Origin of the sequence: Streptococcus sp. 27098_8_75, from assembly GCF_041432475.1 — a bacterium.
Classification (GTDB): domain Bacteria; phylum Bacillota; class Bacilli; order Lactobacillales; family Streptococcaceae; genus Streptococcus; species Streptococcus gordonii.
In genome coordinates, this window is sequence record NZ_JAPVZR010000003.1 from 269,851 (window position 1) to 282,124 (window position 12,274).

The window sequence follows — 12,274 nt, forward strand, 5'->3', positions numbered from 1 at the left end:
AGATGAACTAGATATGAAAATTTTTGATGATATTCGTGATGCCTTACAGGATAAAGAAGTGAAAATTGTTTTACCTGAAGGCGAAGAACCTCGTATTCTTCAAGCAACTAAGCGCCTTGTCAAAGAAACTAATATTACTCCAGTTCTTTTGGGTAATCCTGAAAAAATTCGGATTTATTTAGAGATTGAAGGAATAACAGAAGGTTTTCAGATTATTGATCCTACAAACTGTTCTTGCTTTGAGGAAATGGTGGAAGCTTTTGTTGAGCGTCGTAAAGGAAAAATTACTGCAGACGAAGCGCGTCAATTGTTGAAGGAAGATGTCAATTATTTCGGTGTTATGCTAGTCTATCTTGGTAAGGTTCAAGGAATGGTTTCAGGCGCTATTCACTCTACAGCAGCGACTGTTAGACCTGCTCTTCAAATCATCAAGACTTTGCCATGGGTTTCGCGCACTTCTGGTGCCTTTCTAATGGTTCGTGATGATGAGCGCTACATTTTTAGTGACTGTGCTATTAATATCGATCCAGACGCCAATGTTTTAGCAGAGATTGCTATTAACTCAGCTTTGACAGCACAAATTTTTGATATTGATCCGAAAGTCGCTATGCTCAGCTATTCTACTAAAGGTTCTGGTTTTGGAGAAAAGGTTGATAAGGTAGTGGAGGCAACTAAGCTAGCACAAGAAATGCGTCCAGATTTGGCAATCGATGGCGAATTGCAGTTTGATGCAGCTTTCGTGCCTGCAACCGCAGAGCTGAAAGCACCTGGCAGCCCAGTGGCTGGTCAAGCGACTGTCTTTGTCTTTCCTAGCATTGAAGCTGGTAATATCGGCTACAAACTGGCTGAACGTTTGGGTGGATTCTCCGCAGTAGGTCCTATCTTACAAGGGCTTAATCATCCAGTTAATGATCTTTCTCGTGGATGTAATGCGGATGATGTTTACAAGCTGACCTTGATTACAGCTAGTCAGGCAGTTGGTCATTATTAAACGATATGAGATAATTGGGGGGGCGTAAGCTCTCCAATTTTTTTATCCTTATGCTATACTAGATTTATGTTAAATTTGAAAGAATACGGAATTGAGATGTGGGAGGCAGATAAAATTGCTTCTTTTCGCGAGAAATTATTAACTTGGTATGATAAAAACAAACGCGATCTGCCTTGGCGTAGAACAAATAATCCTTATCATATCTGGGTTTCTGAGATTATGCTGCAGCAGACTCGGGTGGATACGGTGATTCCTTACTATGAGCGTTTTCTTGGCTGGTTCCCGACAGTAGCTGACTTAGCACAGGCACCAGAAGATAGACTGCTCAAGGCATGGGAAGGGTTGGGTTATTATTCGCGGGTGAGAAATATGCAAAAAGCAGCCCAGCAGATAATGATAGATTTCGCTGGGAAATTTCCTGATAGCTATGAAGGGATTGCTAGCCTCAAAGGAATTGGACCTTATACGGCTGGTGCTATTGCTAGTATTGCCTTTGGTCTAGCTGAGCCTGCAGTGGACGGCAATGTCATGCGGGTGCTGAGTCGATTGTTTGAAGTGGATTTAGATATTGGTCAACCCAGCAATCGGAAGGTCTTTCAGGCTATGATGGAGATTCTGATTGATCCAGACAGGCCCGGAGATTTCAATCAAGCACTGATGGATCTGGGGTCAGATATCGAAGCTCCTCTTAATCCTCATCCAGAAGACAGTCCTGTAAAAGAGTTCAGTGCAGCCTATTTACATGGAACTATGGATAAATATCCTATTAAAGCCCCTAAAAAGAAGCCAGTTTCGGTCTATCTGCAGGGCTTGATTATCGAAAACGAGCAGGGACAATTCTTGCTTGAAAAGAATGAGACAGCTGGCTTGTTATCTGGATTTTGGCATTTTCCCCTGATTGAAGTTGAGGAATTTCAAACTGAAAATCAGATGTCCCTCTTTGAGATAGCTGAAAATCAGCCAAGTCTGGATTTGTCTCCTCAAGAAAGTTTTGAACAGGATTATGATTTGATTGTCGATTGGCAGCAGGAGTCTTTTCCAAAGGTGCAACATGTCTTCAGCCATCGCAAGTGGCATATCCAGCTAGCTTATGGCCGAGTTAATGATAGCCAGATCGTAGCTGATGGAGAGGTCATGTGGCTACATCCAGATGAATTTGAGAAGTATCCTTTTGCCAAACCCCAGCAGAAGATGTGGGAGGCATTTAATAAATGAACGTTCATTTCAATTTAGAGCATAGGTTTATGAAGAAAGAATAGGATTATGTAACTTATATGGATTATAGACCAGATTATTCAGATAAAAATTTTATAGGAGCTCGTAGTATATTTGCTAGTATTCTCTATTTTATATTAGCATGTTTCAATTATTTTTTGGCTTTTGCATATTTTGCTTTTATTCGCGAATTATATTCTAATCATGCAAAAATCAGTTCTATCTTAATTTGTTGTTTTATTTGTTACAATTTATTTTTCTTAATTCGTGAGTTAAATTTTAAAATCCTTCATTGGTGTGGCTATCATGCCTTACCTGAGTTAGTTAAGTTCGGTAGCGGAAGCTATTCCTTTCACTTGCCTGTCTTCGAAAGACATACCAAAAACTATAAAGTCTATTACAGTAAAAGATCAAAGAAACATCAATTTCTCTTCTTAGTGAGCTATATTTTATATTTGAATTTAATTTTAGGAGTTCTTTTGCTCTTCTCATGTGCATACTGGGATATGTTCATTGAGAGTTCATCGGAATTTCAAAATTGGCACGCTCTTTTATTTATCTTTTTAATAATCATCCTGTATTTCTGTATTGAAGCTTTATTTAAAAAATATAAACTTTGGTTTAAAAATTATTTTAAACTAGATGATAGAATAGTAGAACACGGCTTTCCGATATATGCTTTGAAAGAAAAATAAAAGACAAACAATATAGTTTGTCTTTTTCGCTTTTAAAATAACTTATAGACCTTCTCGCTCTGTAAGGAGAGAGGCTAATAAACTACCCTTTAGATGGAGGTTTTGCTTAAATTCCGGCAAAAGCTTTAATCTCATCTGCAGTCATAGAAGAATCACAACGAACTGCTACTTGGCCGTCTTGAACATGAACAAAGCCAGGAACCGTCGGAATGCTATATTCAGAGCGGAAGGCTTGCAGTTTCTCTAATTCACTAGCTTCTTCACTGTTAATGAAGTAGATGTGTGTTTTAGTTTCAGCTACGACACCAGCTAATGTTCCAGCAAACTTACGGCAGTAAGGGCAAGTTTTACGACCAACGAAGAAAGTTGCTGTCTCTTTGTCAGCAATCGCTTGACGAGCACGATCAACAGTTGTGACTTCTAAGTCTTTAATATTTTGAGCAAATTGTTCCATAAATCATCCTCTTTTCTTTTGATAAAACTAGTATGCCATAAAGTTTCTAAAATTGCTTAGATTTGATACGAAAAAAAGATGAGATTGGTTGCTCTCATCTTTTATAATTTCTTATTTTACAAAAGCGTTGATTTCCGCTTCGATATTTGCAATCTTAGCTTGTGAATCTTCGTTGCTTTCACCTACAACTGCAATGTAGAACTTGATTTTTGGTTCAGTTCCAGAAGGGCGAACAGCGATCCATGAACCATCCGCAAGTGTGTATTTCAAAACATCACTTGGAGGTGTTGTCAAGGTTGTTACAGTGCCATCTGCAGCAGTAGAAGTTTGGGCTTTGAAGTCTTCTACGACAGTGATAGCTGTTGCATTCCATTCTTTTGGAGCATTGTTACGGAACTTAGCCATGATGGCTTTGATTTGTTCAGCACCGTCTACACCTGAAAGAGTCACAGAGATGGTCTTTTCAGCATAGTAGCCGTACTCTTTGTAGATTTCTTCGATACCGTCAGCAAGTGTCAAACCACGTGAGCGGTAGTAGGCAGCAAGTTCAGCAACGACAAGAACGGCTTGGATGGCGTCTTTATCACGTACAAATGGTTTGATCAAGTAACCGAAGCTTTCTTCAAATCCCATCATGTAAGTGTGATTGTGTTTTTCTTCAAATTCTTGGATTTTTTCAGCGATAAATTTGAAACCAGTCAAGACGTTGAACATTGTTGCGCCGTAGCTTTCAGCAATCTTCGTTACCAAGTCAGTTGATACGATGGATTTGCAGAGAGCTGCATTATCAGGAAGAGTTCCAGCATTTTTGTGGGCTTCCAGGATGTATTTAGCCATGATAGCACCGATTTGGTTACCTGAAAGGTTAAGGTAGCTACCATCTTTTTGAAGCACTTCCACACCAACACGGTCAGCGTCAGGGTCAGTTGCGACAAGAACATCTGCACCAACTTGACGACCGAGTTCTTCGGCAAGGGCAAAGGCTGCTTGGTTTTCTGGGTTTGGAGACTTAACTGTAGAGAAGTCAGGGTCTGCAGTTGCTTGCGCTTCAACAACTTGAACAGAGTCAAATCCTGCTTGGGCAAGAGCACGACGAGCCAACATTTCACCAGTACCATGAAGTGGTGTGTAGACAATCTTCATGTCTTTACCAAATTCTTCAATCAAAGCTGGATTGATGTTCACATCTTTCACTTCTTTTAGGTACTCTACGTCGACAGCTTCGCCGATGACTTCAATCAAGCCAGAAGCTTTTTCAGCTTCTACATCTGCAACTTCAACAGCGAATGGGTTTTCGATAGCACGGATGTAAGTTGTCAAAGCATCTGCATCGTGTGGAGGCATTTGTCCACCGTCTTCGCCGTAAACCTTGTAACCGTTAAATGGAGCAGGGTTGTGGCTGGCAGTAATCATGATACCTGCGAAACAGTTGAGGTGGCGAACGGCGAATGAAAGTTCTGGAGTTGGACGAAGGCTTTCAAATACATACGATTTGATACCATGTTTTGCAAGAACTGCAGCAGATTCAAAGGCAAATTCTGGAGAGAAGTGACGACTATCGTAGGCAATTGCCACACCACGTTCTTTTTCATTTCCACCTTTTGACTCAATCAAACGAGCCAAACCTTCAGTCGCTTGACGGACAACATAGATATTAATGCGGTTTGTACCAGCACCAATCAATCCACGCATACCAGCAGTACCAAATTCAAGATTGGTATAAAAGGCATCTTCCTTTGTTTTTTCATCCATATTTTCTAAATCTTGACGAAGGTAGTCTGGAAGATCAGCGAAATCGACCCATTTTTGATAATTTTCTTGGTAAGTCATAGAATGTCTCCTTTATTTAAAAAATGAAGAGAGGAAAATCATGATAAATCATCCCGCTCTTGAATATATCTAATCGCTTTCATTGTAGCATATTTTCACTTATTTTGAAAGGTCAGATATAGAAAATGATGAAATACTTTTGAAAAAATTTTTTAAAGAATTTCAAATAAATCATATAGAGGAATTCAAAAAAGGACAGATAGATAACTGCCCTTACAAGATTATTGATTAGAAGATTATTGCTTAGCTTTTTCAAGTGCAGGGACGATAGTTGTTGTCAAGACTACCGAAATAAGTAACTCTGCAATTGAATTTGCGGATAAAACAACAGCAAGCATAGCTTGGATACTTCCTTGATAGACATTTGAAAATAGAAAGAAGATTCCGCCCAAGACAAAGATGGTATTAGTAGCAGAACCAACTGCTCCAGCTATAGCTAAACCAAGTTTGTTATGTAGGACTTTGTAGACAAGATAAGGAGTGAGACCGATTAAAATGCGGGGCACCATAGCGATCATAAGCGAATGTAGATTTCCGTTTGGTACAAAAGGGCTAAAAAGATAGCTACTAGGAATAAGCACTATGGTGTTAGTAATCACACTAATACATCCCATAAGGAAACCTAAGACCATTCCAACCTGAGGACCGTAAAGGATACTAGCGATAATAATAGGTATATGAATAATCGTTGGTTTAATTGGTACTGGCAGAAGGTTGAAAATCACTGAGCTAAGCAGATGCAGTACCAACATAATGGCAAAGAAAATAGCAATTTGTGCAATCTTAGATTGTTTTTTCATAAATAAGTTCCTTTACTGTATCAATAATTGTGTCAACCTCAGCTAGAGCACCTGTCCCCTGATCACCACAGGCTAAAACAGCTTCGCGTGGTTGGATAATCTTCCATCCAAAATTTTGCAGACGCTCCAAATTGTGCTGAGTTAGCGGGTTTTCATACATTTTTGTGTTCATAGCTGGTGCCAAAATTTTCTTGGTTTGAATAGGTAAGGCCAGAGCAGTGGCTGTTACCATATTATCAGCTAGACCATTTGCTAATTTAGCGATGGTATTGGCTGTAGCTGGCGCCAGCAAGAAGAGGTCAGACTCTTTGGCAATGGCAATATGATTAACCTTACTAGGATCAGGCTCTTGCATGATATCAAGAGCAACCAACCTTTGTGATAAGACTTGCAGAGTTAGAGGTGTGATAAATTCTGTCGCAGCTTGTGTCATGAGGACAGTCACATCAAAGTTCTCTTTCTTTAGGTGACTAGTAATATCTGCTGCCTTGTAGGCTGATATGCTACCACTAACTGCTAGAGTAATCTGAGTCATGTTTTTGCCTCCCTGTGGATATATTGGTAGAGGAGTTGAGCAATCTCAAGCTTGGAATGGGCTTGCGTCACCCTATTTTTTTCAACTAGATAAGCTTCATGCCCTTTCTCAGTAATTTTATTTAAATCATTGGCAACAATAATATCTGCTTTGTTTTTTTGGAGACTGGCTCGCGCTGTCTCAAGTAACTTTTCCTTAGAAACATCAACCAAGAGTTTGAATCCAATCAAGCGAATGTCGGGATTCCATTGTTTTACTAAGGAGATGATTTTTGGTGTCTTTTTAAGGAAAAGTACCTGGACATCATCCTGAGAAGAAATCTTGCTTTCTGAGTTAGACTTATTCAGTAATTCTGTAAGGTCAGAGCTAGCTAAAACTTCATCAAAACCGGTCATATAAATCGGAGTGTAGTCAGAAACTGCCATGGTGTGAATCAGTACGTCATGACTATGGACAAGTGGTTCCAGCTTTTCATGAAGCTCTGAGACATTTTCAATTTCTACTGTAGTAAGATTGGGATGTAGTAGAGGACGGACAGCCTTGGAAGTCGTTACTAAAGTCACTTGGTCACCCTTATTTAGGAAAGTTTCGGCTATGACTTTTCCTAACTGTCCAGTTGAATGATTGGTAATAGAGCGAACACGATCTATTTTTTCGCTTGTTCCGCCTGAAGTAATCAATATATTCATAACCTTATTTTACAAGAAAAAGTAAATTTAGTAAAATAATTATATTTTCAGAAAGTTGTTGTGAATTAGAAATTTGATAACAGCTTGAGCTTACTTGTTTCTTATCAAGATTCTGTATGAATGATTGTATGTTATTGAAAAAAGGAGAGAGTATGGAGAAAGAGAATTATCAATTTGAATATTATGCTGGTTCAAATTTTTATTTTACAAATTTGATGTTTATATTGGTCATGTTTGGATTTGGAATTGTTGCTTTTATAAGTATATACATGGATATTGATAAGGGCATAGAGCATGATTTGTCGCACTCTACCTTAATAATTATATTCTTAGCTGCGATCTTTGGCGGAATCATACTCTATCTAATAAAAAATATATTTAAAGAAAAAGAGAGTAAGGTACCAATTCTAGCTGGGACAAAGGATGAGTTCGTCTTTCGCATTGATGATGAACAAATTAGCATTCCATGGAAAGATATTCAAAGAATTTCTTATAAGAAGCGTTCCGAATATAGTTCTGAAGGACATAGAAGTGTAAAGCATTATATTTGTCCCTATACCCAAGATGGTCCTGATTACGAAATTTCAATTGATAAATTAGATGAAGACCAGTATGATATCTACGATGTCTTAAATAAATACCATCCGGAGATTCTTTTGAGTGGATTTCTTGATTAAAGGAATTACAACTTAAAATTTAGATTTCTATAAAGTTTCAAGTGAATTTCATAATTTTATCTGATGAATTCTAGTTTTCGCAAAGCAAAACACGAACAATGTTTTTTAAAAAGAGTTAAATTGTGTAGGTTTTACTCTTTTTTTGTTATAATCTATATACTAAATGGATGAAGGAGAATTTGATGAAAACAGATATCGAAATTGCTCAAAGTATTGAATTACAGCCTATTGTGGATGTGGTGAAAAAAATTGGCATCGACTATGATGACTTGGAATTATATGGTAAGTACAAGGCTAAGCTTAGCTTTGATAAGATTTCTGAGGTAAGAAAAAATCCAGTTGGTAAATTGATTTTAGTAACGGCTATTAATCCGACTCCAGCAGGCGAAGGGAAATCAACTATTACCATTGGTCTTGCGGATGCCTTGAACAAGATTGGCAAGAAAACGATGATTGCCATCCGCGAACCGTCTTTGGGTCCAGTAATGGGAATCAAAGGAGGAGCAGCTGGCGGTGGCTATGCGCAGGTCTTGCCTATGGAAGATATTAACTTGCATTTTACTGGAGACATGCATGCCATCACGACGGCTAACAATGCCTTGTCTGCACTCATTGATAATCATTTACATCAAGGAAATGCTCTGGGAATTGATCAGCGGCGCATTATCTGGAAACGTGTGGTTGACTTGAATGACCGAGCTCTGCGCCATGTGACTGTTGGCTTAGGTAGTCCAGTCAACGGTATTCCACGCGAAGATGGCTTTGATATCACGGTTGCTTCTGAAATTATGGCAATTCTTTGCTTAGCTACGGATATTGAAGATTTGAAAAATCGCTTGGCAAACATTGTCATCGGTTATCGCTATGACCGCTCACCAGTCTATGTTCGTGACCTTGAGGTCGAAGGTGCCTTGGCTTTGGTATTGAAAGATGCGATTAAGCCAAATCTGGTACAGACTATTTACGGGACACCAGCCTTTGTTCATGGCGGGCCGTTTGCCAATATCGCCCACGGCTGTAACTCTGTTTTAGCAACTAGTACAGCGCTACGCTTGGCTGATTATACGGTGACTGAAGCAGGATTTGGGGCAGATCTTGGAGCTGAGAAATTCTTGGACATTAAGACTCCAAACTTGCCAACCTCTCCAGACGCAGTAGTTATTGTTGCAACCCTTCGTGCTCTTAAGATGAATGGCGGCGTAGCTAAGGATGCACTGACAGAAGAAAATGTAGAAGCAGTTCGTGCAGGTTTTGCTAACCTTAAACGCCACGTTGAAAATATCCGTAAGTTCGGTATTCCAGCAGTTGTTGCTATTAATGAATTCGTTTCTGATACAGAAGCTGAAATTGCAACCTTGAAGGAACTTTGTGCAGAAATCGGAGTACCGGTTGAGCTTGCTAGCGTCTGGGCTGATGGCGCTCAAGGTGGTGTAGCTTTGGCTGAGGCTGTAGTCAAAACCATTAATGAAGAACCTGCTCATTACACTCGCCTCTATGACAATGAACTCTCTATTGAAGAAAAGATAGAGAAGATTGTCACAGAAATCTATCGTGGTTCAAAAGTGAACTTTGAGAAAAAAGCGCAGACTCAGATTCGGGAAATTATCAAAAACGGCTGGGACAAGCTGCCAATCTGTATGGCCAAAACACAGTATAGTTTCTCAGACAATCCTGCTGCTCTGGGCGCTCCTGAAAACTTTGAAATTACCATTCGTGAGTTGGTACCAAAACTTGGGGCAGGCTTTATCGTGGCTTTGACAGGAGATGTCATGACCATGCCAGGCCTACCAAAACGTCCTGCTGCACTTAATATGGATGTGGCATCAGATGGTACAGCGATTGGTCTATTTTGATCATGGTTTAAAAGACTCGTTACGAGTCTTTTTTGGTATAATAATGAAAATACTGAGAACATGGAGTCATTATGGAGATTAGATTAGCTAAGCCATCAGATGCTAGATCCTTGTTAGATATTTATGCGCCTTATGTCGAGAATACAGCCATTACTTTTGAATATGAAGTTCCGACCATTGAGGATTTTGCAATTAGGATTGAGAAAACATTGGAAAAATATCCTTACCTGGTGGCGGAAGAAGACGGTGTAGTCTTAGGTTATGCTTACGCTTCGACTTATTATGCGCGTGCAGCCTATGATTAGGCGGTAGAATTATCCGTCTATGTCAGTCAAGATGCTAGAGGGAAAGGAGTCGGCAGTAAGCTTTATGATGCGCTAGAAGACCTGTTAGATCAGATGGGATATGTGCATTTTCTAGCCTGTATTTCTTTGCCAAACGAGGCTAGTCTGGCTTTGCATAGAAAAAGAGGCTATCAGCAGGTGGCGCATTTTCCTAAAATTGGCTATAAATTCAACCGTTGGCACGATATTGTTTGGCTACAAAAGTCTTTAGACAAGGAAGCTAGACCAATCAAGCTTTTAAAAGAAAAGGAGTAGGAAGTATGAAAAAGAAATATCTAATTATTTTGTTGTTAACCATTGGTTTAATTACCTTATCTGGTTGTCAGATGATTGAAAACTGGCTTAAAAATGCCAAGGAGGAATGGATTGGTTTAGAGATGACAGTTCGCACCTATGATGAAAATTCTCAGCTTATTGACCAAATGTCGGGCAAGTCTCTATCCATCTCTCGTAACGAGGAGTTTGACTCAGTTGATGCGGAAGGAAATTCCAAGGAGGACTCTTCTGTTCTCAAAATCACCTTGGGTAAGTATGAGATTGACCATGTGGGCTCTTCCCTGATTGCAGAAGAAAAAGGCTTGAAAGATGTCTTTGCTCAATATCAAAAGACTGCAGATATTGAGGAGAATAGTCATTCTGTTCCCGTTTTGAATCGCATGATTTCAGCCTTTAAAAATGACTTTACTGGAAAGAAAAAGGTTATTTTGATTCGTTCTCAAAATGGGACTCCGCTGGCAGCCTATGCTGGCGACCGTGTCTCTCTTGATAAATCTGATGCTCCTAAAACTTCGGAGTTGCTGATTGACGGCAAACGTCTCGTGATTTACCGATGTGACTACACTATTTATGACCGTGAATTGCTGGAGTAAGCTATGGATGTAGAGGAATTGGTAAAAGAGTTAAAAGCTGTAGCCATATCTAATGATGCGGTGGCTATGAAAGCCTATATGAAAAATAAATTTGAGTTTCTAGGAGTTAAGACTCCGGCTAGACGGAAGCTCGTAAAAGCTTTTTTCAAACAACAGACTGACTGTGTTATTGACTGGAATTTTATAAATGAAGCTTGGAATAATCCTTATCGAGAATTGCAGTACGTAGCGCTCGACTATCTGGAGATTCGCAAGAAACTATTGACACCATCTGACTTGCCAGATTTAAAAAAACTTGCCCAAACAAAATCTTGGTGGGATACAGTTGACTTTCTAGACCGCTTGGTCGGATCCATTATTGCCCGATTTCCAGAAACCAAAGCTACTATTTTATCCTGGAGTTGTGATGAGGATATCTGGCTGCGGCGCTTGGCCATCGATCATCAGCTGCTGCGAAAAGAAGAAACGGACACAGAGCTGTTGGAAAAGATTTTAGTAAATAATCTAGGCCAGACTGAATTCTTTATTAACAAGGCCATCGGCTGGGCGCTGAGAGATTATTCAAAAACCAATCCAGACTGGGTCAAGGATTTTATAGAGCGGCATCAGGCAGAAATGGCTGCACTTAGTGTTCGAGAGGGAAGTAAGTATATATCTTCTTGACAGATTGAGTTCCTTCATGGTATATTAGGTTCATGCGATGAGTCGATTGGCTCCTAGGAGCCTTTTGCGCTGAGGAGGTCTACATTCAATTGTAACGCAGGAGCGGACCTTGAGCAGTTGTGTGAACCAGCTGTTCTCATCGAAAGATGCCTCGAATCCCCAGTCTACGGATTGGGGATTTTTCTATGTCTCTTAGAGAGGCAAGATGGTTAGTCGTAGCCGAACTTAGAGAAATTGATGCTGATACGGTCAGCGTTGAGAGTGCTATTGCTCTTGATGAAATGACTTCGAAGAAGGCGGTTGAGTCGTAGAGCAGTGGATGCAGTTTTGTTCGTAAGAACAAAAGCTGTAAATTTTGATCCCTCTCTTAGATAGGCAAGACGGTTAGTCGTAGCCGAACTTAGAGACATTGATGCTTATACGATATGCGTTGAGAGTGCTATTGCTCTTGATGAAATGACTTCGAAGAAGGCGGTTGAGTAGTAGAGCAGTGGATGCAGTTTTGTTCGTAAGAACAAAAGCTGTAAACTTTGATCCCTCTCTTAGAGAGGCAAGACCATTAGTTGAAGCCGAACTTAGAGAAATTGATGCTGATACGGTCGGCGTTGAGAGTGCTATTGCTCTTGATGAAATGACTTCGCAGAAGGCAGTTGAGTAAT

General features: G+C 39.8%; 14 protein-coding genes and 1 pseudogene. 10 read left to right on the forward strand and 5 right to left on the reverse strand.

Going from position 1 to position 12,274, the window contains the following annotated elements:
• The first annotated feature begins 13 nt into the window (after positions 1-13).
• The 3 genes from pta to O3640_RS06795 all read left to right on the forward strand — a co-directional run bounded on the left by pta (position 14) and on the right by O3640_RS06795 (position 2,901).
• A complete protein-coding gene (gene pta / locus O3640_RS06785) occupies positions 14-991 on the forward strand; it encodes a phosphate acetyltransferase (protein ID WP_227221318.1) in 978 nt (325 codons plus the stop codon).
• Between the two features lie 66 nt (positions 992-1,057).
• The gene (mutY, locus tag O3640_RS06790; protein ID WP_227221317.1) at positions 1,058-2,206 is read left to right on the forward strand and encodes an A/G-specific adenine glycosylase; all 1,149 of its coding nucleotides are present in this window, start codon (positions 1,058-1,060) and stop codon (positions 2,204-2,206) included.
• A gap of 59 nt (positions 2,207-2,265) precedes the next feature.
• A complete protein-coding gene (locus O3640_RS06795; RefSeq protein WP_223347569.1) occupies positions 2,266-2,901 on the forward strand; it encodes a hypothetical protein in 636 nt (211 codons plus the stop codon).
• Between the two features lie 106 nt (positions 2,902-3,007).
• On the opposite strand, the gene O3640_RS06800 is transcribed toward O3640_RS06795, so the two are convergent.
• The 5 genes from O3640_RS06800 to O3640_RS06820 form a co-directional block, all read right to left on the reverse strand.
• Positions 3,008-3,355 (reverse strand): thioredoxin, encoded by a 348-nt coding sequence (locus O3640_RS06800; protein WP_227221315.1) that lies wholly within the window; start codon positions 3,353-3,355, stop codon positions 3,008-3,010.
• A 111-nt stretch (positions 3,356-3,466) separates the two neighbouring features.
• Positions 3,467-5,185, reverse strand: a complete 1,719-nt coding sequence (locus O3640_RS06805) for a phospho-sugar mutase (protein ID WP_008809162.1) — start codon at positions 5,183-5,185, stop codon at positions 3,467-3,469.
• A gap of 236 nt (positions 5,186-5,421) precedes the next feature.
• Positions 5,422-5,985: an ECF transporter S component gene (locus O3640_RS06810; protein WP_046165527.1), complete on the reverse strand. Its 564-nt coding sequence runs from the start codon at positions 5,983-5,985 to the stop codon at positions 5,422-5,424.
• Complete coding sequence (gene coaC, locus O3640_RS06815; RefSeq protein WP_227221314.1) at positions 5,969-6,520, reverse strand: phosphopantothenoylcysteine decarboxylase; 552 nt, start codon at positions 6,518-6,520, stop codon at positions 5,969-5,971. The genes O3640_RS06810 and coaC overlap by 17 nt, the downstream gene beginning before the upstream one ends.
• The gene (locus O3640_RS06820) at positions 6,517-7,209 is read right to left on the reverse strand and encodes a phosphopantothenate--cysteine ligase (protein WP_227221313.1); all 693 of its coding nucleotides are present in this window, start codon (positions 7,207-7,209) and stop codon (positions 6,517-6,519) included. The genes coaC and O3640_RS06820 overlap by 4 nt, the downstream gene beginning before the upstream one ends.
• Before the next feature lie 152 nt (positions 7,210-7,361).
• Between O3640_RS06820 and O3640_RS06825 the strand changes: the two genes are divergently transcribed.
• The 7 genes and pseudogenes from O3640_RS06825 to O3640_RS06855 all read left to right on the forward strand — a co-directional run bounded on the left by O3640_RS06825 (position 7,362) and on the right by O3640_RS06855 (position 12,273).
• The gene (locus tag O3640_RS06825; RefSeq protein WP_227221312.1) at positions 7,362-7,886 is read left to right on the forward strand and encodes a hypothetical protein; all 525 of its coding nucleotides are present in this window, start codon (positions 7,362-7,364) and stop codon (positions 7,884-7,886) included.
• A gap of 182 nt (positions 7,887-8,068) precedes the next feature.
• Positions 8,069-9,739: a formate--tetrahydrofolate ligase gene (locus O3640_RS06830; protein ID WP_227955562.1), complete on the forward strand. Its 1,671-nt coding sequence runs from the start codon at positions 8,069-8,071 to the stop codon at positions 9,737-9,739.
• 71 nt (positions 9,740-9,810) lie between these two features.
• A pseudogene (locus O3640_RS06835) lies at positions 9,811-10,338 on the forward strand (N-acetyltransferase family protein).
• 5 nt (positions 10,339-10,343) lie between these two features.
• A complete protein-coding gene (locus O3640_RS06840; protein WP_221738221.1) occupies positions 10,344-10,952 on the forward strand; it encodes a DUF5052 family protein in 609 nt (202 codons plus the stop codon).
• A gap of 3 nt (positions 10,953-10,955) precedes the next feature.
• Positions 10,956-11,615, forward strand: coding sequence for a DNA alkylation repair protein (locus O3640_RS06845; RefSeq protein ID WP_227221310.1), 660 nt, complete (start codon positions 10,956-10,958; stop codon positions 11,613-11,615).
• A gap of 185 nt (positions 11,616-11,800) precedes the next feature.
• Entirely contained in the window at positions 11,801-11,926 is a 126-nt protein-coding gene (locus O3640_RS06850; RefSeq protein ID WP_264458297.1) for a hypothetical protein, read from the forward strand.
• A gap of 191 nt (positions 11,927-12,117) precedes the next feature.
• Complete coding sequence (locus O3640_RS06855; RefSeq protein ID WP_227227196.1) at positions 12,118-12,273, forward strand: hypothetical protein; 156 nt, start codon at positions 12,118-12,120, stop codon at positions 12,271-12,273.
• Position 12,274: the final 1 nt, after the last annotated feature.